This window comes from Variovorax sp. J31P207 (assembly GCF_030316965.1).
In the GTDB taxonomy this organism is placed as follows: Bacteria; Pseudomonadota; Gammaproteobacteria; order Burkholderiales; family Burkholderiaceae_C; genus Variovorax; species Variovorax ginsengisoli_B.
Genome location: NZ_JASZYN010000005.1, coordinates 61816 through 88729 on the forward strand (window position 1 = coordinate 61816; position 26914 = coordinate 88729).

Annotated in this window: 26 protein-coding genes, 1 tRNA gene and 1 pseudogene; 9 read left to right on the top strand and 19 right to left on the bottom strand. The window is 69.4% G+C overall.

The genetic code is table 11. The features are described from left to right. Positions 1–18: 18 nt before the first annotated feature. From QTI68_RS18125 to QTI68_RS18150, 5 genes and pseudogenes are all read right to left on the bottom strand, one after another. Positions 19–1026: a zinc-dependent alcohol dehydrogenase family protein gene (locus QTI68_RS18125; RefSeq protein ID WP_286523294.1), complete on the bottom strand. Its 1008-nt coding sequence runs from the start codon at positions 1024–1026 to the stop codon at positions 19–21. Continuing rightward, positions 1023–1601 carry an amino acid synthesis family protein gene (locus QTI68_RS18130; RefSeq protein WP_286523953.1) on the bottom strand — a complete coding sequence of 193 codons (579 nt, stop codon included), beginning with the start codon at positions 1599–1601 and terminating at the stop codon, positions 1023–1025. Before QTI68_RS18130 ends, QTI68_RS18125 begins: the two co-directional genes overlap by 4 nt. A gap of 20 nt (positions 1602–1621) precedes the next feature. Next, positions 1622–2595: pseudogene (locus tag QTI68_RS18135) on the bottom strand (tripartite tricarboxylate transporter substrate binding protein). A 68-nt stretch (positions 2596–2663) separates the two neighbouring features. Continuing rightward, the gene (locus QTI68_RS18145; protein ID WP_286523297.1) at positions 2664–3524 is read right to left on the bottom strand and encodes a fumarylacetoacetate hydrolase family protein; all 861 of its coding nucleotides are present in this window, start codon (positions 3522–3524) and stop codon (positions 2664–2666) included. 184 nt (positions 3525–3708) lie between these two features. Then, a complete protein-coding gene (locus tag QTI68_RS18150; RefSeq protein WP_286523298.1) occupies positions 3709–4425 on the bottom strand; it encodes a GntR family transcriptional regulator in 717 nt (238 codons plus the stop codon). Between the two features lie 35 nt (positions 4426–4460). Here QTI68_RS18150 and QTI68_RS18155 point away from each other — a divergent pair, with 35 nt between their 5' ends. Next, on the top strand, positions 4461–5045 hold the full coding sequence (locus tag QTI68_RS18155) for an NADPH-dependent FMN reductase (RefSeq protein ID WP_286523300.1): 585 nt from the start codon (positions 4461–4463) through the stop codon (positions 5043–5045). Between the two features lie 214 nt (positions 5046–5259). On the opposite strand, the gene QTI68_RS18160 is transcribed toward QTI68_RS18155, so the two are convergent. Both QTI68_RS18160 and serS read right to left on the bottom strand, forming a co-directional pair. Further along, a tRNA-Ser gene (locus QTI68_RS18160) sits at positions 5260–5349 on the bottom strand. 47 nt (positions 5350–5396) lie between these two features. Further along, positions 5397–6728, bottom strand: a complete 1332-nt coding sequence (serS, locus tag QTI68_RS18165) for a serine--tRNA ligase (RefSeq protein WP_286523302.1) — start codon at positions 6726–6728, stop codon at positions 5397–5399. A gap of 62 nt (positions 6729–6790) precedes the next feature. On the opposite strand from serS, the gene QTI68_RS18170 reads away from it, so the two are divergent. Then, complete coding sequence (locus tag QTI68_RS18170; RefSeq protein ID WP_286523303.1) at positions 6791–7207, top strand: VOC family protein; 417 nt, start codon at positions 6791–6793, stop codon at positions 7205–7207. Positions 7208–7211: 4 nt separating this feature from the next. Here the strand turns inward: QTI68_RS18170 and QTI68_RS18175 are convergent, their stop codons facing one another. The 3 genes from QTI68_RS18175 to QTI68_RS18185 are packed head-to-tail and all read right to left on the bottom strand — an operon-like array spanning position 7212 to position 9594. Then, positions 7212–8177: a threonine/serine dehydratase gene (locus tag QTI68_RS18175; protein ID WP_286523305.1), complete on the bottom strand. Its 966-nt coding sequence runs from the start codon at positions 8175–8177 to the stop codon at positions 7212–7214. Next, positions 8174–9139 (bottom strand): 4-hydroxy-3-methylbut-2-enyl diphosphate reductase, encoded by a 966-nt coding sequence (gene ispH, locus QTI68_RS18180; protein ID WP_286523307.1) that lies wholly within the window; start codon positions 9137–9139, stop codon positions 8174–8176. Before ispH ends, QTI68_RS18175 begins: the two co-directional genes overlap by 4 nt. After that, positions 9136–9594 carry an FKBP-type peptidyl-prolyl cis-trans isomerase gene (locus QTI68_RS18185; protein WP_286523309.1) on the bottom strand — a complete coding sequence of 153 codons (459 nt, stop codon included), beginning with the start codon at positions 9592–9594 and terminating at the stop codon, positions 9136–9138. Before QTI68_RS18185 ends, ispH begins: the two co-directional genes overlap by 4 nt. A gap of 64 nt (positions 9595–9658) precedes the next feature. On the opposite strand from QTI68_RS18185, the gene radC reads away from it, so the two are divergent. From radC to QTI68_RS18205, 4 genes are all read left to right on the top strand, one after another. Beyond that, positions 9659–10336: a RadC family protein gene (gene radC, locus QTI68_RS18190; protein WP_286523310.1), complete on the top strand. Its 678-nt coding sequence runs from the start codon at positions 9659–9661 to the stop codon at positions 10334–10336. A 61-nt stretch (positions 10337–10397) separates the two neighbouring features. Then, positions 10398–11099 carry a response regulator transcription factor gene (locus tag QTI68_RS18195; protein WP_286523311.1) on the top strand — a complete coding sequence of 234 codons (702 nt, stop codon included), beginning with the start codon at positions 10398–10400 and terminating at the stop codon, positions 11097–11099. Next, complete coding sequence (locus tag QTI68_RS18200; RefSeq protein ID WP_286523312.1) at positions 11099–12919, top strand: sensor histidine kinase; 1821 nt, start codon at positions 11099–11101, stop codon at positions 12917–12919. The genes QTI68_RS18195 and QTI68_RS18200 overlap by 1 nt, the downstream gene beginning before the upstream one ends. Positions 12920–12936: 17 nt before the next feature. Next, the gene (locus QTI68_RS18205; protein WP_286523313.1) at positions 12937–13593 is read left to right on the top strand and encodes a Smr/MutS family protein; all 657 of its coding nucleotides are present in this window, start codon (positions 12937–12939) and stop codon (positions 13591–13593) included. A gap of 24 nt (positions 13594–13617) precedes the next feature. Here QTI68_RS18205 and QTI68_RS18210 read toward each other — a convergent pair whose 3' ends face one another. The 4 genes from QTI68_RS18210 to QTI68_RS18225 form a co-directional block, all read right to left on the bottom strand. Continuing rightward, positions 13618–14610 (bottom strand): tripartite tricarboxylate transporter substrate binding protein, encoded by a 993-nt coding sequence (locus QTI68_RS18210; RefSeq protein ID WP_286523315.1) that lies wholly within the window; start codon positions 14608–14610, stop codon positions 13618–13620. A 59-nt stretch (positions 14611–14669) separates the two neighbouring features. Further along, positions 14670–15860: a M20 aminoacylase family protein gene (locus QTI68_RS18215; protein WP_286523316.1), complete on the bottom strand. Its 1191-nt coding sequence runs from the start codon at positions 15858–15860 to the stop codon at positions 14670–14672. Positions 15861–15939: 79 nt separating this feature from the next. Continuing rightward, positions 15940–16857: a LysR family transcriptional regulator gene (locus QTI68_RS18220; RefSeq protein WP_286523318.1), complete on the bottom strand. Its 918-nt coding sequence runs from the start codon at positions 16855–16857 to the stop codon at positions 15940–15942. An 8-nt stretch (positions 16858–16865) separates the two neighbouring features. Beyond that, the gene (locus QTI68_RS18225) at positions 16866–17279 is read right to left on the bottom strand and encodes a group II truncated hemoglobin (RefSeq protein WP_286523320.1); all 414 of its coding nucleotides are present in this window, start codon (positions 17277–17279) and stop codon (positions 16866–16868) included. A 39-nt stretch (positions 17280–17318) separates the two neighbouring features. Between QTI68_RS18225 and QTI68_RS18230 the strand changes: the two genes are divergently transcribed. After that, positions 17319–18338: an isopenicillin N synthase family dioxygenase gene (locus QTI68_RS18230; protein ID WP_286523321.1), complete on the top strand. Its 1020-nt coding sequence runs from the start codon at positions 17319–17321 to the stop codon at positions 18336–18338. Then, positions 18335–18664 carry a hypothetical protein gene (locus QTI68_RS18235; RefSeq protein ID WP_286523322.1) on the top strand — a complete coding sequence of 110 codons (330 nt, stop codon included), beginning with the start codon at positions 18335–18337 and terminating at the stop codon, positions 18662–18664. Before QTI68_RS18230 ends, QTI68_RS18235 begins: the two co-directional genes overlap by 4 nt. Before the next feature lie 337 nt (positions 18665–19001). Here the strand turns inward: QTI68_RS18235 and QTI68_RS18240 are convergent, their stop codons facing one another. Beyond that, a complete protein-coding gene (locus tag QTI68_RS18240) occupies positions 19002–21518 on the bottom strand; it encodes an ABC transporter permease (protein WP_286523324.1) in 2517 nt (838 codons plus the stop codon). 46 nt (positions 21519–21564) lie between these two features. Then, positions 21565–22440: a formate dehydrogenase accessory sulfurtransferase FdhD gene (locus QTI68_RS18245; protein WP_286523325.1), complete on the bottom strand. Its 876-nt coding sequence runs from the start codon at positions 22438–22440 to the stop codon at positions 21565–21567. A gap of 168 nt (positions 22441–22608) precedes the next feature. Here QTI68_RS18245 and QTI68_RS18250 point away from each other — a divergent pair, with 168 nt between their 5' ends. Then, entirely contained in the window at positions 22609–23130 is a 522-nt protein-coding gene (locus QTI68_RS18250; RefSeq protein ID WP_286523327.1) for a hypothetical protein, read from the top strand. A 2-nt stretch (positions 23131–23132) separates the two neighbouring features. Here QTI68_RS18250 and QTI68_RS18255 read toward each other — a convergent pair whose 3' ends face one another. The 3 genes from QTI68_RS18255 to QTI68_RS18265 all read right to left on the bottom strand — a co-directional run bounded on the left by QTI68_RS18255 (position 23133) and on the right by QTI68_RS18265 (position 26840). Further along, positions 23133–23543 carry an FHA domain-containing protein gene (locus QTI68_RS18255; protein WP_286523328.1) on the bottom strand — a complete coding sequence of 137 codons (411 nt, stop codon included), beginning with the start codon at positions 23541–23543 and terminating at the stop codon, positions 23133–23135. A 97-nt stretch (positions 23544–23640) separates the two neighbouring features. Further along, positions 23641–24549 (bottom strand): formate dehydrogenase accessory sulfurtransferase FdhD, encoded by a 909-nt coding sequence (fdhD, locus tag QTI68_RS18260; protein ID WP_286523330.1) that lies wholly within the window; start codon positions 24547–24549, stop codon positions 23641–23643. Next, on the bottom strand, positions 24546–26840 hold the full coding sequence (locus QTI68_RS18265; RefSeq protein ID WP_286523954.1) for an FdhF/YdeP family oxidoreductase: 2295 nt from the start codon (positions 26838–26840) through the stop codon (positions 24546–24548). Before QTI68_RS18265 ends, fdhD begins: the two co-directional genes overlap by 4 nt. Between the last annotated feature and the right edge of the window lie 74 nt (positions 26841–26914).

Here is a 26914-nt window from a genome sequence, read left to right on the forward strand (position 1 = left end):
GGAGGCCTCCGGGCGCCATCAGGGAACGAGGACCAGCTTGCCGAGCGAGCCGCCGTTGTCGAGCAGTTCATGGGCCCGGCGAGCCTGGGCCAGCGGCATGCGTGTGGCGCGCGGCGCGCGCACCTGGCCGGAGGCCATCAGCGCGATCGCCTGCGCCATCAGTCCGCGGCGCTGCGCGACATCGGCATCGACCGTGTGGATCGAGAAGGTCCGGATCGCCAGGCTCCGGCCCAGCAGCCGGCGCAGTTCATCGAAGACGTCGCTCGATGGCGGACCCGCGAGGATGTTGTAGGAGACCGCCATGCCGAACGGCGCCAGGCTGCGCAGGCAGGCGACGAAGAGCGCGCCGCCCACGTGGTCGAAGGCCAGGTCCACGCCGCGGCCGCCGGTCAGCGCCAGCACGCGCTCGGGCAGCGTCCGCGGGTCGCCGTCGACGATGTCCGAGACGCCGTTGTCCAGTGCGAAGGCACGCTTCTCGTCCGACGAGGCGGTGCCGATCACGCGCAGCCCGCGCGCGCGCGCCACCTGTGCCAGCGCGGTCGCCACGCCGCCGGCGGCACCCGGCACCAGCACCGCCTGCGCCGGCAGGTTGCCATTGCTCGCCAGCAGCGCGATCGCCAGCTGGAAATTGCCCAGGCTGACGGCGGCGTCGAAGCTCACGCTGGCGGGGAGCACGAAAGGCACGGCCTCCGGCACGCAGATGTACTCGGCATAGCAGCCGCCGCGCTGCGGCAGCTCGCGCGCGCTGACCAGCACGCGCTCGCCGACCGCCAGCCGGCTCGCGCCCGGCCCCACCGCATCGACCACGCCGGCCAGCTCGTTGCCCGGAATGGCGGGCAGCGGCGGCATCCATTTGTAGGTGCCGTTGCGGATCAGCACGTCCGGCCCGCCGGCCCCGACGGCCTCGGCCTTGACCCGCACCTGGCCGGGACCCGGCACGGGCAGCGGCAGCTCGACCAGGGACAGGACCTCGGGGCCGCCCGTGACCTGCAACTGCACGGCTTTCATGGTGTTCGTCATGCTCATCGCTGCCCGTCGTGGACCGAGACCGCGTCCTTGGTCAGGCCGCCCAGGCGCGAATGGATGCGGCCGCCGTCGGCCATCACGAGGGCGAACAGGATCTCGTCGGGCCGCGGCGCGTCCTGGATGCCGACCTCCATGCTGTTGAAGTGGCTGCGCACGTAGGCCGCATGGATGTAGTGCAGCGGCACCATCAGGCGGTAGCCGGTCGCGGCCACGGCCTTGGCCGCAGGCACGATGGCCTTGGGCTCGCCCAGCACCTGGCGCATCGCCCAGCCACCGGCCTCGTGCCACACCGCGCCATGCTCGAGTTCGCCGTTGACGCCGACGATGGCCGCCTTGCTGTAGGCCTCGACGTTGTCCTTGCCCAGCGTCGCCACCAGCTCCTCGGCCAGCAGGGTGCCGAGGCTGCGCAGCTCGGCCATGAAGGGCAACAGGTCGGGCTCGTAGCGGCCCGCGTAGGGGTTGCGGATCACCGCGCAGGCGGCGGCCACCCGCAGCGGCTTGTCGGCGACGGGGCCGCCTTCGTGGTACACGGTCTCGATGGTGAGGCTGCGTTTGCGCAGCGCGATCAGCGACATGGAATCATCCTTCGGTTCGTTCATTGCCTGGGAATCTTGGCATCGGCCACCACCTGCGTCCACTTGTCGACCTCGCGGCTGACCATGGTCTTCATCTCCTCGGGCGTGCTGCCGCGCGCCTCGCCGCCCATCTCCTCGAGGCGCTGGCGCACGGCCGCCGACTGCAGCGCGCGCTGGGTCTCGGCCTGCAGGCGCTCGACGATGGGCCGCGGGGTGCCCGCGGGCGCCATCAGCCCGGCCCACGAGCGCACGTCGTAGCCGGGCACGCCCTGCTCGGCGACGGTGGGCACGTTCGGCAGGCCGGGCCAGCGCTGCGGCCCGGTCGTGGCGATCGCACGCAGCTTGCCGGCCAGGATGTTCGACATGACCGCGGTCGGCGGCGCGACGATGAACGGGATGTCGCCGCCGAGCAGTGCGGTCAGCGCGGCGGCATCGCCGCGGTAGGGCACGTGCAGCATCGGCGCGCCCGCCATCTTCGCGAGCAACTCGCCGGCCAGGTGATGGGTCGAGCCGACGCCGGCCGTGCCGTAGGCCACGGTGCCCGGTGCGGCACGCGCCGCCGCGAGCACCTCCGTGAGGCCCTGCACCTTCGAGTTCGCGTTGACCACGATCAGGAACGGAAAGTAGGTGACCGTGGAGATCATCTCGAAGTCCGCCACCGACTTGTACGGCAGCGTGTTGTAGAGCGCCCCGGCCACTGCATGGCCACCCGTCGCCAGCAGCAGCGTGTAGCCGTCGGGCCTGGCGCGCGCCACCGTCGCCGCGCGGCGATGGTGCCGCCGGCGCCCGACTGCGCCTCGACCACGATCGGCTGGCCCAGCGCCTTGCCCATCTCGAGGCCGACCGCGCGCGCGATCGCATCGGCATTGCCGCCGGGCGCGAAGCCCTGGTAGATCTTGATCGGGCGCTCCGGATAGGCCTGCGCGAAGGCCCGGGGCGTCGACCAGGCCGCGGCGGCGGCGGCGCAGGCCGCGACCAGTTGTCTTCTTTTCATGGGTGTCTCCACGGGCGGCGCGTCTCGGTCCCTGCGCCCGTCCTTGTTGCCGGGAATGCCGCAGGCGCTCAGTCCTGGGCGACGATGGGATTGCGCAGCAGGCCGACGGCCTCGATCTCGACCTCGACCACGTCGCCGGGCTTCATGAACTGCGGCGGCTTCTTGCTCCAGCCCACGCCGGCCGGCGTGCCGGTGGCGATCACGTCGCCCGGCACCAGCGTGAAGATGGTCGAGGCATAGGCGATCAGGCGCGGGATCGAGAAGATCATGTGGCCGGTGTGGCTGGACTGGACCACCTGGCCGTTGAGGCGGGTCTCGAGCTTGAGTTCGCGGCCCGGCGCGATCTCGTCGGCCGTGACCATCCAGGGACCGAAGCCGCCGGTCGATTCGAAGTTCTTGCCCGAGGCGATCTGCTTCGCATGGAACTGCCATTCGCGCACGCTCGCGTCGTTGTAGCAGCTGTAGCCGGCGACGTGGTTCCAGGCGTCGGCCTCCTGGATGTCACGGCCACCGGCGCCGATGATCACGGCCAGCTCGCCCTCCCAGTCGAGCGACTCGGACACGCGCGGGCGGACGATCGGGCCTTGATGCGGCGTCTGCGAGCGCCACACGCGCAGGAAGATCGGCGGCTGCTCGGAGAGCTCGCGCTGCATGCCGGCGGCGAGCACCTCCTGGTGATGGTCCATGTAGTTGCGCACCGCGCAGACGATCTTCTCGGGCTGCGGGATCACCGGCAGGTACTTCACGTCGGACAGCTGGGCGTCGGCGGCCAGGCCGGCGAGCAGCGCGTCGCGGCGGGCGAAATCGGGACTGGCGATGAAGGCGGCTAGCGTGGCATGGCCGGTGCGGCCCGCGAGGTCGACCACGCCGCCATCGACGACGGCGCCCCAGGTCTCGCGCCCTGCGATCGAGTAGGACATCAGTTTCATTCGGCTTCCTTTGTTTAATGCACGAATGGATTTTTATGCATAAAACTGATCTCGTGCATAGTGGTTTCTACTGAACGCGGATCGGCGGGCGGGCAAGCGCGCGCGTGGCTGCGCTGGCAGCCGCACGAAGCGGAGTGCGGGAAGGCGTTCGGGGCGAGTCCGGAGCGGCCCCGGCGGCGAGGCGCTAGGCGAGTTCCTTCCGCGCAGCGCCCAGGATCGTCATGACATTGCGCTGGGTGCCGAGGATGTGCTCTTCGAGCAGCATGCAGGCGGTGTCGGCGTCACGGCGCAGGGTGGCGTCCATGATCTTGCGGTGCTCGTTCGACTTGCGCCGGGCGCTCTTGCGAAAGCGCGCCGAGTAGCGCCGGTAGCGCTCGGCCTGGTCGAAGAGGCTCGCGCTCCAGGCTCGCATCCGCTCCGAGGGACAGGCCGCCAGCAGCGACAGATGGAAGGCGGCGTGCAACTGGGTCCAGTCGTCGTCGAGCACGACCGGGCCGTCGGCGAGGCGGGCCTCGACCTTTTCCAGCCGATGGTAGGCGCCCACCACCAGGGCCTCCCAGGCGTCGTCGCCATGGGCGATCGACTCGCGCAGCGCAGGCACGTCGAGCATCACGCGCATCCGCGTGATGTCCGCGAGGTCTTCGGGCGAGATCTCGGCCACCCTGAAGCCGCGCCGCTCGTCGGCGCGGATCAGCCCCTCCTGCGCCAGCCGGCTCAGCGCCTCGCGCAGCGGACTGCTGGAGAAGCCGTACGCGGTCTGCAACTCGTCGAGCTTGAGCTTGGCGCCGGCCGCGAAGGTGCCTGTCAGCACATCGTGGCGCAGCCGCGCAAAGGCCTGGTCGACCAACGGCGGGGTACGTGCGAGCATCTCTTTTTTGTACATGATCCTAATTTTATGCATAAACTCCCGCGACCCGAAGAGAAGGACCCGCACCGTTGAACACTGACCAGACCCCGTCCCTGCGCCTCGTTGCCATCTCGGGCAGCATCCGCCGCGCCTCGAACTGCACCGCCGTGCTGCGCAGCCTGCAGCCGCTGCTGCCTGCCGGCGCCACGCTCCAGATCTTTCCGCTCGACGAGATCCCCGTGTACAACGCCGATCTCGACGGCGAGTCGCCGCCGCCGCCGGTCGCGCAGCTCAAGCAGGCGATCCGGGATGCCGACGGCCTGGTGCTGTGCTCGCCCGAATACAACTACGGCATGCCCGGCGTGCTGAAGAACGCCATCGACTGGGCCTCGCGCCCGGGCTTCGCGTCGCCGCTGAAGGGCAAGCCGGCGCTGGTCATGACGGCATCGCCGGGCACCGCGGGCGGCGTCCGCGCGCAGGCGCAGATCCGGGACGCGCTGGCGGCGACCCTGGCACGGCCCGTGGTGCGCCAGCATGTGGCGATCGCGAACGTCGGCACCAAGATCCAGGACGGCCGGCTGGTCGATCCCGCCACCCTGGACTTCATCGGGGCGGCGCTGGGCGACCTGCTCGACGAGATCGCGCTGATCGCGGCGCGCGCGCCACGCGGCTGAGGGCGCGACGCTGCCTGTTTAGGAGGCATCGTGTCGGAAGCCAAGCCTGGAGCCCTTCCCCGGAGTTACCCCTGACGTTGTCCACAAGGCTGTCCACGGGGCCGGTGGAGAACAGGCCCGTCCGGGGCCACCGTGCAGACGCAAAAAAGCCCCGGCTGGCGGGGCTTTCATGGGCTTTTTCGATGCGCCGCGAGGCGCGTCAGGAAGCCAGTCCTGGAGGAGAGGGAGGGATTCGAACCCTCGGTACTATCGCTAGTACGCCTGATTTCGAGTCAGGTACATTCGACCACTCTGCCACCTCTCCGGTGTCTGTCGAGCCAACGATTATAGCAGCACTTTCTGGCCGATTTTTCAGCCTCGCAGCACTTCGAGGCCGCCGAGGTAGGGCCGCAGCGCCGCCGGCACCCGGATCGAGCCATCGTCGTTCTGGTGGTTCTCGAGCACCGCGACCAGTGCCCGGCCCACCGCCAGACCCGAACCATTGAGCGTGTGCACCAGTTCGTTCTTGCCCTGCGCATTCTTGAAGCGGGCCTGCAGCCGGCGCGCCTGGAAGGCCTCGCAGTTCGACACCGAGCTGATCTCGCGGTAGGTGTCCTGCGCCGGCAGCCAGACCTCGAGGTCGTAGGTCTTGCTGGAACCGAAGCCCATGTCGCCGCTGCACAGCAGCACCACCCGGTACGGCAGCTCGAGCGCCTTCAACACCGCCTCGGCGTGGCCGGTCATGGCCTCGAGCGCCTCGTAGCTCTTCTCGGGATGCGTGACCTGCACCATCTCGACCTTGTCGAACTGGTGCTGGCGGATCATGCCGCGCGTGTCGCGCCCGGCGCTGCCCGCTTCCGAGCGGAAGCAGGGCGTGTGGGCGGTCAGGCGGATCGGCAGCTGCGCCTCGGCCACGACTTCGTCGCGCACGAAATTGGTCAGCGGCACTTCGCTGGTCGGGATCAGGTAGAGCGCCGAATGGTCGGGTGCGGGCTCGCCGTCTTGCCCGCCCTTCTTGGCGGCGAACAGGTCGCCTTCGAACTTGGGCAGCTGGCCGGTGCCGCGCATCGAATCGGCATTGACGACGTAGGGCACGTAGCACTCGGTGTAGCCGTGCTGCTCGGTCTGCAGGTCGATCATGAACTGCGCGAGTGCCCGATGCAGCCGCGCGATCGGGCCCTTCATGACCGTGAAGCGCGAGCCCGAGAGCTTGGCGCCCATCTCGAAGTCGAGGCCCAGCGGGGCGCCGAGGTCGACGTGGTCCCGGGCGGTGAACCCGAGCGGCGTCGCCGAAGCGCCCTCGCCGCCCTGCGGGCTCCAGCGCCGCACCTCGACATTGGCATGCTCGTCCTCGCCGACCGGCACGCTGGCGTGCGGCAGGTTCGGTACTGCCAGCAGCAGCGCCTGCAATTCAGGCTGGATCGCATCGAGGCGCACCAGCGAGGACTCCTGCTCGGCCTTCAGCCCGTTGACCTCGGCCATCAGCGCGTCGACCGACTCGCCCTTGGCCTTCAGCGGCCCGATCTGCTTGTTGAGGCTGTTGCGCCGGGCCTGCAACTCCTCGGTGCGGGTCTGCAGCGTCTTGCGCTCGGCCTCGAGCGCGCTGAACTTCGCGACGTCGAGGAAGGTCTGGTTCTTCTTGCGGGTTTCGAGGCGGGCAACGACCGAAGGCAGGTCCTTGCGTAACAGTGTGATATCGAGCATGGCGTGATTTTAGGTGCGCGTAGCATTTGGCCTTCGTCCCTCGTTCACCCCAAGGAGTTGCGATGCAAGCCTACCTGACCTTCAACGGCAACGCGGCCGAGGCGCTCGCGTTCTACGCCCAGGCGCTGGGCGGAAAAATCCTCTTCAGCATGACCTTCGGCGAAAGCCCGATGGGCGCCGAGACGCCGGCCGACTACAAGGGCAAAATCATGCACGCCACGCTCGAGGCGCGCGGCCACCAGCTGATGGCGTCCGACGCCCCGCCCGGCTATCCGTTCAAGGGCTACCACGGCTTCTCGCTGTCGGTGCAGGCCAAGGACGTGAAAGAAGGCGAAAAGCTCTTCAACGCCCTCGGCGCCGGCGGCAAGGTGACGATGCCCTACGCGGCGACCTTCTGGTCGACCGGCTTCGGCATGCTCGAAGACAAGTTCGGCGTGCCATGGATGGTCAACTGCGAACAAGAGCCCGCCAAGGCCTGACCGATCAGCCCAGCGTCGCCGGATCGACGTTGGCGCCGCAGACGATCAGGCAGACCTTCTCGCCTTCGCGCGGCGCGTAGACGCCGGTCTGCAGCGCGGCCAGCGGCAGCGCCGCAGCCGCCTCAACCCCCAGCTTCAGCTCTTTCCACAGCCAGGACTGGGCGGCGCGGATGGCATCGTCGGGCAGCAACAGCGCATCGCCGACATGGCGCTGCGTGAGCTCCCAGGCGATCCCGCCGATGCGCTTCGCGCCGAGCGAGTCGGCCGCGATGCCGCCGACCTCGACGTCGACCGGCTCGCCCGCCTCGCGGGCCCGCACCAGCGTCGGTGCGCGCTCCGGTTCGAGCGCCACCACGCGGCTGCGCCGTTCGAACCAGGCCGCCAGCCCGCCGATCAGGCCGCCGCCGCCGACGCTCACCAGCACCGCGTCGGGCAGGCCGCCCTGCTGCTCGATCTCGCGGCCCAGCGTGCCCGCACCGGCCACCACCTCGGGCTGGTCGTAGGCATGCGTGAGCAAGGCGCCTGTCTCGCGCTGCCGCTGCAGGCAGGCCGCGAGCGCATCGGCGTATGCGGCACCGCCGACCACCACCCTGGCACCGAGCGAACGCAGCCGGGCACGCTTGGCCTCGGGCGACACCTCGGGCAGGAAAACTTCGCAAGGCACGCCGAGCGCCTGCGCGGCCGCCGCGGTGGCGATGCCGGCATTGCCTCCCGAGGCCACGATGGCGCCGCTGGCCGGAATCTCGTTGGCCAGCAGCCGGTTCATCATGCCGCGCGCCTTGAAGCTGCCGCTCACCTGCAGATGCTCGAGCTTGAGCCAGATTTCGACACCCGGCGTGTCCACGCCCAGCGCGCGCCCCGGGAGCTTCCACAGCGGCGTCTCGCGCAGGAAGTGCGGCGCGCGCTCGCGAATCCGGCGCGCGGCGGCCTCGACGTCGCCGCGCCAGTCGTGCTGCAAGTCGCCGCTCACGAGATGTGCCCCGGCGGCGGGATGTCGTCGAGCTTGAGCCCCTTGGGCAGCGGAAACTTCAGGGTCTCCTGGATGCCGTCCATCTTGCGCACGGACACCGCGCCCAGGGCCTTGATGCGGTCGATCACCTCACGCACCAGCACCTCGGGCGCCGAGGCGCCCGCCGTGAGGCCGATGCGGGACTTGCCCTCGAACCATTCGGGCTGCAGTTCCGCGGCGGAGTCGACCATGTAGCTTTCGGTGCCGAGGCGCTGCGAGAGTTCGCGCAGCCGGTTGCTGTTGGAACTGGTCGGACTGCCGACCACGATCACCAGGTCGACCTGCGGGCTCAGCATCTTGACGGCGTCCTGCCGGTTCTGCGTGGCATAGCAGATGTCCTGCTGCTTGGGCTCGCGCACGCTCGGAAAGCGCGCCCGCACCGCGGCCGAAATCTCGGCCGCGTCGTCGACCGACAGCGTGGTCTGCGTCACGACCGCGAGCTTCGCCGTCTGGGCCGGCGCCACCTGCGCCACGTCCGCCACGTCCTCGACCAGGTGGATGCCGCTCGACAGCTGTCCCATCGTGCCCTCGACCTCGGGGTGTCCCTTGTGGCCGATCATGATGAACTCGTAGCCTTCCTTGGCCAGCTTGGCCACTTCGACGTGGACCTTGGTCACCAGCGGGCAGGTGGCGTCGAAGATCTCGAAGCCGCGCGCGCGCGCCTCGGCCTGCACCGCCTTGCTGACGCCGTGGGCGCTGAACACCAGCGTGGCGCCGGGCGGCACATCGGCCAGGTCCTCGATGAAGACCGCGCCCTTGGCCTTGAGCTCGTTGACCACGTAGGTGTTGTGCACGATCTCGTGGCGCACGTAGATCGGCGCGCCGAACTTGGCGATGGCGCGCTCGACGATCTCGATCGCGCGGTCGACGCCGGCGCAGAAACCGCGCGGCTCGGCCAGGATGACTTCTTCGATTCCGTTCACAGGACGCCGATCAGCTTCACTTCGAAGGTCACGGGCTGCCCTGCGAGTGGATGGTTGAAATCGAAGCGCACCGCGGTCGCGTTCGACTCGATCACCGCGCCCGCATAGCTGCCGGTGCCGTCGGGTGTGGGGAACTGGATCACGTCGCCGATGGCGTATGGCTCGTCGGGGTCGCCGATCTGGGTCAGCAGCTTGCGCGCGACCCACTGCTGCATCTCGACGTTGCGCTCGCCGAAGGCCTCGCCCGCCGGCAGCTCGAAGGTGGCGTGCGCCCCTTCCGCCAGGCCGATCAGGCGCTGCTCGACCGCCGGCGACAGCTCGCCGGTGCCGAGCGACAGCGTGGCCGGCTTGTCGTCGAAGGTGTTGATGATGTCGCCCGCAGGACCGGACAGCCGGTAGTGCAGCGTGAGGAAGGAACCGGGCGTGACGACGGCGGCGGTGGAAATCGAAGACAAGGTGAGGGGTCCCTATAGACTGGGCCCCTATTTTAGGGAGTGGGGTCAGAACCCCGTAGGCACCATGTCTTTCAAGGACCTGCCGGATGGCGCGCGGCCGCGCGAGCGACTCATCGCGCTCGGCGCCGGCGCGCTGGCCGATGCCGAACTGCTGGCGCTGCTGCTGCGCACCGGCCTGCGCGGCAAGAACGTGCTGCAGCTCTCGCAGGAACTGCTGGATCGCTTCGACGGCCTCTCCGGCCTGCTCCACGCCGGGCTCGACGACCTGAAGCAGGTCAAGGGCCTGGGCGGCACCGCCAAGCGTGCCGAACTGGCGGCGGTGCTCGAGCTCGCGCGCCGCGCGATGGCCGAGCGGCTGAAGGAGCGCGCGGTCTTCGACTCTCCCGGCGCCGTCAAGCAGTACCTGCAGCTGCACCTGGCCGCCCGGCCGCATGAAGTTTTCGCCGCCCTGTTTCTCGACGCGCAACACCGGCTGATCGCCATGGAAGAGCTGTTCCGCGGCACCCTGACCCAGACCAGCGTCTATCCGCGGGAGGTGGTCACGCGCGCGCTGCACCACCACGCCGCCGCCGTGGTGTTGGCGCACAACCACCCGAGCGGCTCGGTGGAAGCCTCGCGCGCCGACCAGTCGCTCACCCAGACGCTGAAGGCCGCGCTGGCGCTGATCGACGTGCGCGTGCTCGACCACGTGATCGTGGCTCGCGGCGGCGCGCTGTCCATGGCCGAGGGCGGCATGCTCTGAGAACACTTCCGTTGTAGCCAACAATAGAAACTAAACGTAACTGATCCGGGTTCGACCGACAATGCCGGACCCCAAGGATGCAAAGGTGGCCGTGGAAGACATATTGATCGTCGATGACGACCCGTCGGTGCGCGTGCGCCTCGAACGGGTGACCGCCCAAGCCGCACCCGAGGCCCGCTGCGCGATGGCCGGTTCGCTGGCCGAGGCGCGCGAGCAGCTGTCGGCCGGCCGCTTCGACCTGGCGCTGCTCGACATCGGCCTGCCCGACGGCAACGGCCTCGAGCTCCTGCCCTGGATGCAGGCCCACGCACCCACGGTCGACGCGGTGGTGGTCTCGAGCCTCGGCGACGATGCGACGGTGCTGCAGGCGATCCGCGGCGGCGCCGTCGGCTACCTGCTGAAGAACGGCAGCGACGTCGAGCTCGAGCTGTCGCTGGGCAGCATGCGGCGTGGCGGCGCGCCGATCGATCCGGTGATCGCGCGTCGCATCCTCCAGCTGATGGCCGCGCCGCAACCCGGTCCGGGCGCGCTTGCTAACATCGGCGCGGCCCCGGCGACCACGCCGCCCGCCCAGCTGAGCGCCCGAGAGACGCAGGTTCTGCAGCTGGTGGCGCAAGGCCACAGCAACCGCGAGATCGCCCAGAGCCTCTCACTGTCCATCAACACCGTCGAATGCCACGCCAAGAACATCTACCGCAAGCTCGCGGTGCACTCGCGCGCGGGCGCGGTGTACAGCGCGCGGGCGAAGGGCTTGCTGCCCTGATGCGCTGGGCAGGCCTGTGGCTGGCCTGCCTCTTCATCACCGGCACAGCGCATGCCTTCGAGCGCATCGAGGCGGCGCGTTCCGACTGGAATGCCGGCGCGCAACCCGCAGGGGGCTGGACGGCCGTCACGCTGCCGGACAGCTGGACTTCGCGCTGGCCCGGATTCGACGGCGTCGTGTGGTATCGCCTGCGCTGGTCCGAGCCCGCGGACCCCGCCGGCTTGCGGCCCAAAGGCCTGATGGCCAGCCACTTCAACATGGCGGGCGCCGTGTATCTCAACGGCAGCCTGATCGGCGGCGACAGCGACCTCGTGGAGCCGCTCTCGCGCGCCTGGAACCTGCCGCGCTACTGGGTACTCGACGCCCCGCTCCTGCGCCCCGGCGCCAATGAACTGCTGGTGCGTGTTTCCGGGCTGGCGGCCTACCAGCCGGGGCTCGGCGCGGTCACGCTCGGCGAACCCGAACTGGTGCGGGCAACGTACCGCCGCGCGACCCTGGTTCACCGGTCGCTGCCCTTGCTCGGCATCGGCCTGACCCTGGTCATGGGGGTGCTCTACGGCATGCTCTGGCTGATGCGGCGCAGTGAGCGGTCGTATGGCTGGTTCAGCCTGTTCTGCCTGCTGTGGGTGGCCTATTCGTACAACTACGTGGCGCTGGGGACCTGGCCCTTCGACAGCACCGAGGCCTTCCAGCGCGCCAACCACATCGCGATGCTCGCGAGCATCGGCTGCTTCCTGATGTTCGCACTGCACTTCTGCCAGCTGGCCGGCGCGGGGCTGCGGTGGATCCTCCTCCTGAGCTCGGGGGCTGGCATCGCGGCGCTCATGCTGGCGCCGTCGGCAATCCAGGTGCAGGTGCGCAACCACACCGTGCTGGCAACGCTGTTGCTCTATGTCGGCGGCTGCGTGGTGATCCTGCGGCATGCGTTCCGCTCGCGCCAACTCGAGGCGGCCGTGCTCGCGGCCTTCCTGGTGATCCCCTTGATGGCCGGCGTGCACGACACGCTGGTGTTCCTCGAATACCTGCCGGGCAACCGCTACTACGCCACGCTGTCGTCGAGTGCGACGCTGCTGGGAATCTCCTTTGTGCTGACCTGGCGCATGGTCAAGGACATGCGACTGGCGGAGCACTTCAACGCCGAGCTCAAGCAGCGCGTGGAAGAGGCCACGCGGCGCCTGGCCGACGGGCTCAGCCGGCAGCATGCGGCGGAACTGGTGCAGACCCGGCTGACCGAGCGCCTGAGCCTGGTGCGCGATCTGCACGACGGGCTCGGCATGACCCTCAGCAGCCACATCCATTCGCTGGGCAACCGGCCTGACAGCGACGACGGCGCGCTGTGGGCGCTCAGGGAAGTGAACGACGACCTGCGCCTGATCATCGAGAGTTCGGCCTTCGACGACACCGAAGAACTGGCGGAGCGGCTGCTGCCCCTGCGCCACCGCAGCACACGCCTGCTGGAAGCGGCCGACATCGAATGCCGCTGGCGCTTCGCCGGGCTGCAGTCCTGCCGGCTGGGCGGCAAGCGGGACCTGGATTTCCTGCGCGTGCTGCAGGAAGCGCTCGCCAACGTGATCAAGCACAGCGGTGCGACCCGGGTGGATGTCGCCATCGAGGCGGCGGGCGGACAGCTCGCGCTCTCGGTCCGCGACAACGGTCGGGGCGTCGCGCCGGATGCGGCGTCGAGGCAGAGCAGCGGAATGGGCCTGAAGAACATGGAGGCCCGCGCGGCACGGCTGGGCGGCAGGCTGGCCGTCCACAGCAACGACTCCGGCACGACGCTCGAACTGCATTGCCCGATCGACGCCACGGTCTCCCCGTGAGCGTTAGGCTCCACACCATGCCTGCCAAATCCAACAGCCTCAAGAGCCTCTCCGATCTCAAGCAGGTGCAACGCTCACTCGCCGAGCAACGGGAGCGCGAAGCGGCTGCGGCGGCCGAGCGGGCCGCCGGGCAGAAGAAGCGCCTCGCCGACCAGGACCTGTTCTCGCGCGCGATCGGCGCCACCCAGCCGCTGCGCAGGAAGGCCTCGGTACCCCTGGCCCCCGAGCCGCCGGCGCCGATCCCGGTCCAGCAGCAGCTCGATGAGCAGCGCGTGCTGCGCGAATCGCTGTCCGACGAATTCGACGTCAGCACCCTGCTCGACGCCGACGATGCGATGAGCTTCCGGCGGCCCGGCATCCATACCGATGTCACGCGCAAGCTGAGGGCCGGCGAATGGTCGATCCAGCGCCAGCTCGATCTGCACGGGATGCGCAGCGACGAAGCCCGCGAGGCGCTCGGCGCCTTCATCCGGGAGGCCTGGAAGCAGGGCGTTCGCTGCGTGCGCGTGGTGCACGGCAAGGGCCACGGCTCGCCGGGCAAGCAGCCGGTGCTCAAGGCCAAGGTTCAGCGCTGGCTGATCCAGAAGAACGAGACCCTGGCCTTCGTGCAGGCCAAGCCCGCCGAGGGCGGCGGCGGGGCGCTGGTGGTGCTGCTGGCGCCATCGCGGCGCTGAGCCGCGGCAGCCCGCGAAGCGCGCTCAGCGCGCAGGCTCGCGATCGATCTCCTTCAGCAAGCGCGCATAGCGGTCGATCTGGGCGGCCAGGTAGGCATCCGCCTGCGCCTGGGTCGCGAACGGCTGCAGCACCGTTCGCCCTTCGGCTTCGAGCCGGGTGCGCACGTCGGACTGCCTCAGCGCATGGCCTACCGAGGCCCGCAGCCGTTCAACGATCTCGTTCGGCGTCTCCTTTCGCACCAGGTAGCCGGCCCCGATCGTGTACTCGAAATCGGGCAGCCGCTTGCTGGCGTCGATGGTCGGGATGTGCTTCAAGGTCGAAGGCAGCGTCCTCGAGAAGCTGGTCAGCACCTTCAGGCGGCCCTGCTGGGCCATGCCGTCCATGATGGACTGGTACGGCAGGATGGCGAAGTCGACCTGCCCGCCCGCCAAGTCCTGGATGGCCGGTGCGGCCCCCTTGTACGGCACATGCAGGAAGCTGGCGCCCGTGCGCCTGGCCATCGCGTCGCCCATCAGGTGGTAGAGCGAATCGATGCCGACCGTCGCGAAGCTCAACGGCCTGGCCTTGTTCCGCTGCGCATGTTCGAGGAATTCATCGAAGGTGCCGACGCCGAGTCCGTTGCGCACCAGCAGGACGATGACGGCTTCGGTGGTCGGCTGCGCGAACTTGAAATCGGTCGGCTTGTACCTGGCGGCCGCGTTGAGCAGCGGCGCCAGGATCACTTCGTTGGCCGAGCCGTGGAAGAAGGTGTAGCCGTCGGGCGCCGCGGCGAGCACCTTGTTGGCGCCGAGCAAGCCGGTGCCGCCGCCGATGTTCTCGACCACCACCTGCTGCTTCATGTCCTTGCCGATCGCCTCCGCGAAGATGCGCGCCGCCCCATCGCTGGCGCCACCGGCCGGATAGGGAACGATCAGCGTCAGCGGCTTGTTCGGATAGGACCCGGACTGCGCCCAGCCCGGCGGCGTGGCCGCGGCGGCAGCGGCCGCGATGAGGGATCGTCTTGAGAGGGTGAACATGGGTGCTTGCTCCTTGGATGTCTGTCTTCTCTTGGCCGCCTTCGGGCTGGCGCCGCCGCTCAGGTCAGTGCGGCGTGCACCAGCCGGACCCAGTAGGCCGCGCCGACCGGCAGGGCTTCGTCGTTGAAGTCGTAGCCCGGGTTGTGGACCATGCAGCCGCCGTCGGCACCGACGCCGTTGCCCAGCCGCACATAGGCGCCCGGCACCCTTTGCAGCATGCAGGCGAAGTCTTCGCTGCCCATGGTCGGTTCGCGTTCCGAGACCCTGTGGTCGCCGAGCAGTTCGATGGCCACCTGGCGGGCGAAAGCCGTGTGCTCGGCCTCGTTGACCAGCACCGGATACTTGTTCACGTAGTCGATGCGGCAGCCCAGCCCGTAGCTCTCGGCCTGGGCCTGCACGAAGCCCTTGATGCGGCGCTCGATCTGCGCCCGCACCCCGGGTTCCAGCGCGCGGACGCCGATCTTGATCAGGGCGCGCTCAGGCACGATGTTGAACACATCCCCGCTCTGGACCGAGCCCACGGTGATGACCGCGGCGCGCTGGGCGTCGACCTCGCGGGACACCAGGCTCTGCAGGCCCAGCACGATGCTCGCGGCGCATTGCATCGGATCGACGCCGTGGTGCGGCATGGCCCCATGGGCGCTCACGCCCGTGAGTTCGATGGTGACGCGGTCGAAGGAGGCCATCGCGGGCCCGGCGCTCATCGCCATGTGCCCCACCGGCAGGCCCGGCGCGTTGTGCAGCGCATAGATGCTGTCGCAGGGGTAGCGCTCGAAGAGGCCCTCGTCGATCATGCGCAGGGCGCCGCCCTCGTTCTCTTCCGCCGGCTGGAAGATCAGGTTCAGCGTGCCGTCGAACCGGCCATGGCTGGCCAGGTACTTCGCCGCGCACAACAGGATCGCCGTGTGGCCGTCATGGCCGCAGGCGTGCATCTTGCCGTGCACGGTGCTGCTGTAGGGCAGCCCGGTGCGCTCGACGATCGGCAGCGCGTCCATGTCGGCGCGCAGGCCCAGCCGCCGTTCGCCGCGCCCCTTGCGAAGCTGGCCGACCAGTCCGGTGCCGGCGATGCCGCGTTCGACCTCGTAGCCCCATTCGACGAGCTTCTCGGCCACCAGGTTGCTGGTCCGGACCTCTTCGAAGGCCAGTTCGGGGTGGGCGTGGATCTGCCGTCGCAGCTGCACCAGTTCCGGTGCGATCCGGCGGATGTCCGCGAGCAGTTCTTCCGAGGTCCGAGGCGTCGAGCAAGGCATGGGCCGGAATTCTCGACAGCGGCGACCTGGCGATCAATGTCGCTTGCGACGGAGAATCGTTGCCGAAAAGGCAATTGCCTCAGCCACGCGACTCGAGCCCCTCGACCAGATGCGCCAGCAACGCATTCACTGCCGGCGACAGATGCCGGCCCACGCGGGTCATCACATGGGTGCTTCCGCGGTTCAGGATGGGGTTCGCCATCGGCAACGCGACCACGTCCGGCATGCCGATCCGCGACGTGTAGGGCGCGCTCGCCGTGGTCAGCGCATAGCCCAGGCCGGCCTCGGCGAACTGCCACAGCAGCTTGAAGGAACTGGTCGTGACCACGTTGCGCAGCTGCACCTGCTCGCTGACCTCCGCGGCCTGCACGTGCTGGCGCACGCCGAAGCTGTCCATCATCGCGGCGCCCGGATAGTCCAGCAGGTCGCTGAGCTGCAATGGCCGCCCGATGCGCGCCAGGGGATGGCTGCGATGCACGATGGCCTGGATTGGCGCCGATGGCGTGCTGCGGTGCGAACGCAGGCGGACGTCGTGCGGCGGCTGGAAGACCAGTCCGATGTGCGCCCGGTCCTCGACGATGAGATCGACGCTGCCCGCGGTGCTGGCGACGTGCACGGCCAGCGTGACCTGCGGATGGCCGCGCACGAAGTCGGCGATCAGCGGCTCGAAGAACAGGTCCAGCATGCCCTCGCCCAGCACCATGTCGACATGGCCCCGGCTGGCATGGCGCAGGTTGTCGACCTCGGCATAGAAGGTCGCCTGCACGTCGAGCTGGCGCCGCGCGTAGGTGGCCAGCAGCCGGCCGGCATCGGTCGGCACGACGCCGCGGCCGCGACGCTCCAGCAAGCTCATGCCGCATTCCTTCTCGAGCAGCGCAACCGCCCGGCTCACGGCCGAAGGCTCGACGCCGAGCTGCTCGGCGGCGGCGCGCACCGACCCGCTGGCGACGATCTGCTGGAAGTAGTGCACCCGCCGCGAATCGAAGAGCTCCTGCATGCCGGTATCTAGCGGTTCCGCATCCAGTCCGCCGTCTGGAAGAACGACCCGCGCAGGCGCTCGCGCAAGTCTTCCGGCACACCGGTCTCGCCCATCGCCTGGTCCATGCAGGCCAGCCACTCGTCGCGCTCGCGGATGCCGATGCTGTGGCCGCCGATGCTTTGCGGCAGATGCCGCGCGCGCAGCATCGGATGGCCGAAGCGGTCGGTGTAGTGCTGCGGGCCACCGAGCCAGCCGCAGAGGAACCAGAACAGGCGCTGGCGCGCGTTGTCGAGCGGGCTGCCGTGCACCGCGCGCAGTTGTGCATAGGCTGGCTCGAGGTCCATGAGATCGTAGAAGCGCTCGACCAGCGCGTGGACCGCGGCTTCGCCGCCGATCCATTCGAAAGGGGTGTCGAAGGGCGGTTTGTCCTGGATTTGCATGGACGCCATTGTCCCAAGACTTGAGGCACCATCGCAGCCATGGCCGATTCAACCCCCTCCTCCCGCGGCGAAAGCTTGCCCGTGATCAACGTCTCGGCCCTGGTCGCCGGCGGCCCCGGGCGTGAACAGGTGGCGGCGCAGATCGGCGCCGCCTGCCGGGCCCATGGCTTCTTCTACGTCACTGGCCACGGCGTCGACCCGGCGCTGGTGCAGCGCCTCGAGGACCTGAGCCGCCGCTTCTTCGCGCTCGACGAGCCGACCAAGATGCGCTGGCGCATGGCGCTCGGCGGCCGGGCCTGGCGCGGCTACTTCCCGCTCGGCGGCGAACTCACCTCCGGCCGGCCCGACTGGAAGGAGGGCCTCTATCTCGGCACCGAGCTGCCTGCCGACCATCCGCTGGTGCGCGCCGGCACGCCGGTGCATGGGCCCAACCTGTTCCCCGACATCGAAGGCTTCCGCGACACCGTGCTGGCCTACATCGACGCCGTCACGCGGCTCGGCCACCGCCTCATGGAAGGCATCGCGCTGAGCCTCGGCCTGCCGGCCGCCTATTTCGCCGAGCGCTACACGGCCGATCCCCTGATCCTGTTCCGGATCTTCAACTACCCGACGCAGCCGGTGCCCGACGGCATGGACGTGCACTGGGGCGTCGGCGAGCACACCGACTACGGCCTGCTCACGATCCTGCGCCAGGACGACGTGGGCGGACTCCAGGTGCGAACGCCCGGCGGCTGGATCGAGGCGCCGCCCGTCGCGCAATCCTTCGTCTGCAACATCGGCGACATGCTCGACCGCATGACCGGCGGGCTCTACAAGTCGACCCCGCACCGCGTGACGCGCAACACCTCGGGCCGCGACCGGCTGTCTTTCCCGCTGTTCTTCGATCCGAATTTCGAGGCCCGGGTCCGGCGCATCGAAGGACTGGGCAGCGCCGCCACGGACGACAGCGCCGAGCGCTGGGACCGCGCCAACGTCCATGCCTTCAGCGGCCGCTACGGCGACTACCTGCTGGCCAAGGTGTCGAAGGTGTTCCCGCAATTGCGCGACGAGGTGCTGTGAAGGGTCAGAACGAGCTCCCGATCGGCGAAGACGTCCTTGCCCATGCCATTGCGGTGGGCGCGGCAGGCGCTTCGGACGCCACGCCTGCAGGCGCCGCGGCGCAGGGCGCGCCGCCTTGGCCGCCCATGATCGGCGCCAGCGTGGAAACGCTGCGGAAGCATTCCGCCGCCAGCGCGCGGGCATCGTCCCGCGACCCGCACACGCTCAACACGAAGCTGAGTAGAACCGTGAGAACCCCGGCGAAGAGACGGCGGGCCGGAAGAGAAAAGTTGCATATAGGCAACGAATTGAGCATCAATCGTCCAAACAGTAAGTTCGATTGGTGAATGTGCTCGTCAATTTCGGAGAAAGCTGGTAGCGACCTGGATGGCGATTCCTGGTTCGGGGCGGGCTCACGCCGACGGCGTACTCTGCTCCGCGAATGTCCCCCGCCCTTCGGGCTCCTCCTTTATTTCGCTGCGCAGAGCGCACCATCGGCGTGAGCCGTCAAGTCGGTGCTTCATCCTTGGCAGCACTGCACGGCGCTACCCGTGCCGAGGGCACCGGGTGGCCCCCGCAGCGAAATAAAGGAGGAGCCGAAGGCGGGGGACATTCGCGGAGGGGGCCACCCGGTGCCCTCGGCACGCGCTCCGAACATGACCCGCACCCACCCCACCGACGCAGCTACTCTGCAGCCTGCCGCAGCGTCGCCACCACCGGTCGCCGCAGCACTTCGCGCAATCCCCACCAGCCGGCCGCGAGCGCCAGCGCCGCGCCCGCCAGGGCACCGGCGATCGGCACCAGCGGCGACGCGGTCCAGGTGAAATCGAACACGAAGCGCGCCAGTGCCCAGCCGATGACCGAGGCCACGATGCTGGCCAGGAAGCCGGCCAGCAGCCCGACACCCGCCAGCTCCGCGCGCTGCACCTGCCGCAGCAGGCTGGCCCGCGCACCCACCGCCCGCATCACGGCGAACTCGCGCGCGCGCTCCTCGCGGGTCGCGGTGACGGCCGCGAACAGCACCACCAGCCCGGCCGCGAGCGTGAAGCCGAACAGGAACTCGACCGCACGGATCACCTGGTCGAGCACCCGCTGGACCTGGCCGATGGTGGCGCTCATGTCGACGTTGGTGACGTTCGGGTAGCTGCGCACCAGCGCGTTGTCGAAGCCCTTGACCTCGGGCGCGCGGAAGGCGCCCATGTAGGTCACCGGCACGTCGGCCAGCGCCGCGACCGTGTACATGACGAAGAAATTGGCGTGCATCGAGCCCCAGTCGACCTTGCGCAGCGAGGTGATCCGGGCCTCGTTCTGCTGGCCGCCGATGTCGAAGCGCAGGGTATCGCCGAGCTTCAGGCCCAGCGTCTGGGCCAGCCCTTCCTCGACGCTCAGTTCGCCCGCGGCATCGGGCGTCCAGGCCCCCGCGGTGATCTGGTTGTGCGGCGGCGCCTCGGCGCTGTTGCTGAGGTTGAATTCGCGGTCGACCAGCCGCTTGGCGCGGTCTTCGCTGTAGTCGTCCGGCGAGACCGGCCGATCGTTGATCGCCACCAATCGGCCGCGGATCATCGGGTACCAGTCGAACTTCCGCACGCCACCGTCGCGCAGGCTCTGCTGGAAGGCGTCGCTCTGGTCGGGCATGACGTTGATCACGAAGCGGTTCGGCGCATCCGGCGGCGTGGCCGCGCGCCAGCTCGACACCAGGTCGGTGCGCAGCAGCACGAGCAGGATCAGCGCCAGCAGGCCGACCGCCAGCGCGCTCACCTGCACCACCGCATACGCCGGCCGGGCCGAGATCTGGCGCGTCGCCAGCACCAGCCAGCGCGGTGCCGTGGTCTCGTTGACGCTGCGCCGCAGCACCTTGACGGCGAGCCAGCTCAGGAGCGCGAACACCGCCACCGCCACCGCAAAGCCGCCGACCGCGATCAGCCCCAGCTTGAGGTCGCTGCTGGCCGCGACCAGCAGCGCCGCGAACCCGGCCACCCCGATGGCCAGCACGGTGATCGAGGCCGGCTTGAGGCCGCCGACATCGCGCCGGATCACGCGCAGCGGCGGGACCCGGGCGAGTTGCAAGACCGGTGGCAAGCCGAACGCGAACAGCAGCGTGAGTCCGACGCCGAGTCCGAAGGCGACCGGCCACAGCGTGGGCGCAGGCAGCGCGCTCTCGACCAACCCGGCCAGCAGCAGCACGAAGACGTAGTGCACGCCGTAGCCGATCGCCACGCCCAGCGCGCTGGCGATCAGCCCGATGACGGCGAACTCGAAGGCATAGGCGCCGGCGATGGTCCGCTGGCTCTGGCCCAGCACGCGCAGCATCGCGCAGTCGTCCAGGTGGCTGGCCGCGAAGCCGCGTGCCGCCAACGCCACCGCCACGGCCGACAGCAACGCCGCCAGCAGTGCCACCAGGTTGAGGAATTTCTCGGCCCGGTCGAGCGTCTGCCGCATCTCGGGCCGGCCGCTCTCGAAGGATTCGAGGCGGGCCCCACGCAGTTCGCCCTTCTTGATCGAGGCATCGACCTCGTCGCTGAAGCGCTTCACCGCCGCCGTGTCGCCCGCCACCGCGAAGCGGTAGCTCACCCGGCTGGCCGGCTGCACGAGCCCGGTGCGGGCAATGTCGGCCTGGTTCAGCATCACGCGCGGCGCGAAGCTCATGAAGCCGGCGCCGCGGTCGGGTTCCAGCGTGATCACGCGGGCGATGCGCAGGCCGGCATCGCCGAGCAGCAGCGTGTCGCCGACCTTGAGCGCCAGCGCGTCGAGCAGCGGGCCGTCGACCCAGGCCTCGCCGGGCGCGGGCACCTCGCGCGTGGCCTGTCCGGGACCTTCGGCGTCGACCGCGACCTGCACCGCGCCGCGCAGCGGATAGCCGGCCGAGACCGCCTTCAGCGCCACCAGCTTGCTCGCACCGCCCTGCGCCTCGCCGGCGCGCGCCATGGTCGGGAAGCCGTAGGTGCCGGCACCCGCCAGCCCGAGCGAGCGGGCCCGCGCGACGAAGGCCGGCGGCGTCGGGTTGTCGCTCGCCAGCACCGCGTCGCCGCCGAGCAGCTGGCGGGCATCGCGCTGCAGCCCGCCCTTGAGCCGGTCGGCGAAGAAGCCGACCGCGGTCAACGCCGCCACCGCCAGCAGCACGGCGACGATCAGGAGTCGGAGTTCACCGGCGCGCAGGTCGCGCCAGAGCGTGCGCCAGCCGAGGCGAAGAAAGGCATTCATGGGCCCGACGATAGCCGAGCCGGCGGCGCCCGCGAAATCGAAGGATTTAGGGCCTGGCGCCGGCCAGTCCCGGCTGCAGCACCAGCCGCTGCGCCCCCGCGAAGCAAAGGAAGCGGCGGTTGGTCGCCCGCCCGATCGCGCACAGCCCGACCCGCTGCGCCACCTCGTGGCCCATCTGCGTGATGCCGCTGCGCGAGACGACGATCGCCACGCCCATCTGCGCCGACTTGATGACCATCTCGCTGGTCAGGCGGCCGGTGGTGTAGAACACGCGCCCGCCGGCCAGCCGCGGCTGCATCGCGATCCAGCCGGCGATCGTGTCGATCGCGTTGTGGCGACCGACGTCCTCGACGAAGCACTGCATGCGGGCCCGGTCGCCCTCCTCGAGCGTGAAGAGGGCGCAGCCGTGCACCGAGCCGGCCGACTTGTAGGTGCTTTCCTGGAGCCGGATCGCGTCGACCAGCGCATAGAGCTGGGCCTGGGTCATGCGGGTGTCGGGCAATTGCAGGCTGTCGATGCCGGCCATGAGTTCGCCGAACACGCTGCCCTGCCCGCAGCCGGTGGTGACCACCTTCTTCGCGGTCCGCTCCTCGATCCGGTCGATGCCGGCATGGGTCTTGACGGCCGCGGCGCCGACCTCCCAGTCGACCGTGATCGACTCGACGTCGGCCGCGGATTCGATCAGGCGCTGGTTCAGCAGGTAGCCCAGCACCAGCAGTTCGGGCTGCGCGCCGAGGGTCATGAGCGTGACCAGTTCGCGGCGGTCGACGTAGATCGTCAGGTCGCGTTCGGCAGGAATCGACACCCGGCTCGACGCGCCATGCTCGTCGACCACCTCGACTTCGCGCGTGAGCGGTGCCCGCGCCTGCGTCAGCCGCGGAAGGGCCGCTGCCACGGCCGACGGGGTTTCAAGATTCGCCATGCAGGGGACGATAGCCGAAGCCGGGCACCGGTGGCCGAGTCACATCCTGAAGCAAGCCCGGCGCGGATTTCGTGACAAAGGTCCGCACAAAAACGAAACCTTAGTTCTCATTTTCCAAGCTTGGCGGATTTCTGGGCTCCAATGGACACATTCCACCGGAGACCCTACATGAGCTACTACGAACACCTTCACGCACTCGAATCGCTCGAGGTGACCGTGTCCGAGCTCCTGATGGCGACCCCGGACATGAGCGATCCGCTGCTCGACCCCGCAGTCCATCAGGTGCTCAAGCTGCTGCGCGACCAGCACGCGATGGAGGCCGCATTCGCCTGCGAGTTCGTCGAAGGCCGCCAGGTCTCGCATCGCCGGGAGGACGCGCAGCGCGCCCAGTTCATCGACGAGCAGGCCGAGCCGCTCGAGCTGGCTTTCTGCAAGCAGGTGCTGCGCGCCCAAGTGCCCGCGGGCTGCTACCTGAGCGCACCGGTGGTGCTCGCCGACGGTGCGATCTACGGCACCTTCTATTCGTTCAGCTTCAATCCCGATCCGGTGCTGGAGGCGCGCGACCTCAAGAAGCTCGAGCTGGCCGCGCAGCTGGTGGCCCGGCTGATCGCCGAGCGTCGCCAGGCGATGGCCATGCCGGCCCAGGCGATCGCGCCGCAAGGCCGTCCGATGGCGGCGCAGTACGCCTGAAGTCAGCGGGCGAACACGCGGCGCTCGAGCAGGCGCCGGTTCACGCTGCGCGCCATGTGCGCATCGATCTCCACCAGCTCGCCCGGCTGGGTCATGAGCCGAAGCGCATCGACCGGCGGCAAGGCCCGGCTGTAGAGAAAGCGCAGCTGGCAATCGCCGACCACGATCGCATCGCCGTTGACCAAGGCGTGCGACCTGACCTTCTCGTTGTTGACATAAGTGCCGTTGCGGCTGCCCATGTCGGTGAGCAGGAAATGCTCGCCGGTCCACTCGATCGCCGCGTGATGCCGGCTCACGCGCTGGCTGTCGATGCAGACGCTGTTGCTGCCGGACCGCCCGATGGTGGTGATCGGACTTGCGATGTTGACCTGGCGCACGCTGCTGTTTCGAGCCAGGATGATCAGTCTTGCCATACCCCGTTCCTGTGGTTCATTGAACTGGGATCGAGCTTAGGACTTAAGTGCGCTTTCGAAAGAACGAAACAGAAGGCTTAATCCATTCCTGTTCGTTTCAGGGGCGTGAAGTTTTGGCATCCGGCCCGCGGCCGGCCGCGTACAGCACGCCGCGCGGGGCCCGGCACAGCCCCCACAGCCGCAATCCGGCCAGCTGGGCGACCTGCACGCCCATCGCCGTCGGCGCCGAGATGGTGGCGATCGCGGCAATGCCGAGGCGCGCGCACTTGCGAACCAGTTCGTGGCTGCCGCGGCTGGAAAGGACAACGAAGCCGGGCTCGCTGAGCCGGCCAGCGCGGGCCAGCGTCCCGAGCAGCTTGTCGAGCGCATTGTGGCGGCCTACGTCTTCCAGCACGTCGGTCAACTCGCCGCCCAGGGTCGCCCAGCCTGCCGCGTGAAGCGCGCCCGCTTCGGCATTGAGCGTCTGGCGCGCCGGCAGCGCCGCGAAGGCGCGCAGCACGGTCGGCAGGTCGACCCGTTCGATCCAGGCGCGCCGCGCGACCGGGCTGCTCTGCAGGTCGAGGGCCGCGAAGCTCTCGACACCGCAGACGCCGCATCCGGTGCGCCCGGCCATGCTGCGCCGGCGACCCTTGAGCCGCTCGAAGCTGCGCGCCGAGATCTCGAGCTGCACCTCGATGCCGTCGATGCCCTCGGGCAGGCCGGCCTCGTGCGCGTCGACCCGCCGCAACGCGATGCCGCGGCAGTCGCGCACGTGGTCGAGGATCCCTTCGCTGAGCGCGAAGCCGAGGGCGAAGGCCTCGAGGTCCTGCGGGGTGGCCATCATCACCGCATGCGAAATGCCGTTGAAGACCAGGGCCACCGGCACCTCGGTCGCCAGCACGTCGCCGCGCGCCAGTCCCGCCGCCGGCGCACCGGCCTCGCCGAACACGCGGACGCTTCGGTGCGACAGCGGCGCCGGGGCCTCGACGTCGAGCTCGGCACCGGCGTCGACCAGCGCGCTCGTCACAGCGGCCCCGCCGCGTGCGGCAGCAACACCACCGGGATCGACTTGGACGCCGGCGTGCCGGCATCGCGCGCCACCGATTCCAGCGGCACCAGCGGATTGGTCTCGGGGTAGTAGGCCGCGAGGTTGCCGCGCGGAATGTCGTAGGCCACCAGCTTGAAGCGGTCGGCCCGGCGTTCCTGGCCATCGTCCCAGACAGTGTGGATGTCGACCCAGTCGCCGTCCTGGAGGCCCAGCGCCCGGATGTCCTCGGCATGGATGAAGACCACGCGGCGCTGGCCGAAGACCCCTCGGTAGCGGTCGTCGTGGCCGTAGATGGTGGTGTTGTACTGGTCGTGCGAGCGGGTGCTCAGCAGCGTGAACACCACCGTGTCGCCCCGCCGGGCGCGCGCCCGGTGCGAGGGCGTGTCCTGCGGCACCGCATGCGTGAAGAAGACGGCCTTGCCGGAAGGTGTCGCCCAGTCGCGCCGCGCCGCCGGATTGGGCAGGCGGAAGCCGCCCGGGACGGCGACCCGGCGGTTGAAATCCTTGAAGTCGTCGAACACCGCCTCGATCCGGTCGCGGATCCGCCCGTAGTCCTCGATCAGCGCCAGCCAGGGCGTGCGGCTGCGCGCCCCCAGCGTGGCGGCGGCCAGCCGCGCCACGATCGCCGGCTCGGACAGCAGGTGCTCCGAGGCCGGCGCGTTGATGCCCACCGACATGTGGACCATGCTCATCGAGTCTTCCACCGTCACCCCCTGCAGGCCGCCGGCCTGGCGGTCGACCTCGGTGCGGCCCAGGCAAGGCAGGATCAGCGCCTCGCGCCCGTGCACCACGTGGCTGCGATTGAGCTTGGTCGTGACGTGCACCGTGAGATCGCAGCGGCGCAGCGCCTTCCAGGTCTCGTGGGTGTCGGGCGTGGCGGCGGCGAAGTTGCCGCCAAGCGCGAAGAAGACCTTGCCGCGGCCATCGCGCATCGCGCGGATCGACTCCACCGTGTCCCAGCCGGGCTGGCGCGGCGGCTCGAAGCCGAAGACATCGCGCAGGCGGTCCAGCAGTTCGGCGGGCGGCTTTTCCCAGATGCCCATGGTGCGGTCGCCCTGGACGTTGCTGTGGCCACGCACCGGGCAGGCGCCGGCGCCGGGCCGGCCGATGTTGCCGCGCAGCATCAGCAGGTTGACCAGCATCTGGATCGTGGCGACCGAATCGACGTGCTGCGTGATGCCCATGCCCCAGCAGACGATCGCCCGTTCGGCCTGGCGGTAGACCTCGGCGGCGGCCCGGATCTGCGCCTCGGACAGCCCCGACTCGCGCACCAGCAGCGCCCAGGACTCGGCCCGCAGGTCGGCCGCCAGGGCCTCGAAGCCGACCGAATGCTCGGCGATGAAGGCGTGGTCGAGCGTAGCCTGGCCGGCGTCCTCGCACTCGATCAGGTGCTTCATCATCCCCTTGACCAGCGCGAAATCGCCGCCGACGCGCAGCTGGAAGTAGTGGGTGCTGATCGGCGTCGAGCCGAGCGTCGCCATCTCGAGCTTGTCCTGCGGGTCGGCGAAGCGCTCCAGGCCGCGCTCGCGCAGCGGATTGAAGCTCACGATCCTGGCGCCGCGCCGGTGCGCCGCGCGCAGCTCGCCGAGCATCCGCGGATGGTTGGTGCCCGGGTTCTGGCCGAAGATGAAGATCGCATCGGCGTGCTCGAAATCCTCCAGCGTGACCGTGCCCTTGCCGACGCCGATCTGCGGCCGCATGCCGCTGCCGCTGGGCTCGTGGCACATGTTGGAGCAGTCGGGAAAGTTGTTGGTGCCGTACTCGCGCACGAACAGCTGGTAGAGGAAGGCGGCCTCGTTGCTGGCCCGGCCCGAGGTATAGAAGATGGCCTGGTTCGGATCGGGCAGCGCCTGGAGATGGCGGGCGATCAACGCGAAGGCGTCGTCCCAGCCGATCGGAACGTATTTGTCGCTGGCGGCGTCGTAGGCCATCGGATGCGTCAGGCGGCCCTGGTCCTCCAACCAGAAATCGCTTTGCTCGGCCAGCTGCCTGACGGTGTGCTGCGCGAACAGCTCGGGCCCGGCCCGGCGGGCGGTCGCCTCGGCCGCCACGGCCTTGGCACCGTTCTCGCAAAACTCGAAGGTCGAGGCATGGTTGCGATCGGGCCAGGCGCAGCCGGGGCAGTCGAAGCCATCGGGCTGGTTGGCAGACAGCAGGGTCCTCGCCCCCTTCAGCGCGATGCTCTGCGCCCGCAGCGCCCGTGTCACGCTGCGCAGCGCACCCCAGCCGCCGGCCGGCCCCTGGTAAAACTCGATCTTCTGTTCCTGCATGGCGGGCAGTGTTGGCGGACCCCGCCACAGCGTCAAATTGAATCGGGACATGCCACGATTCAAAACGGAAATGA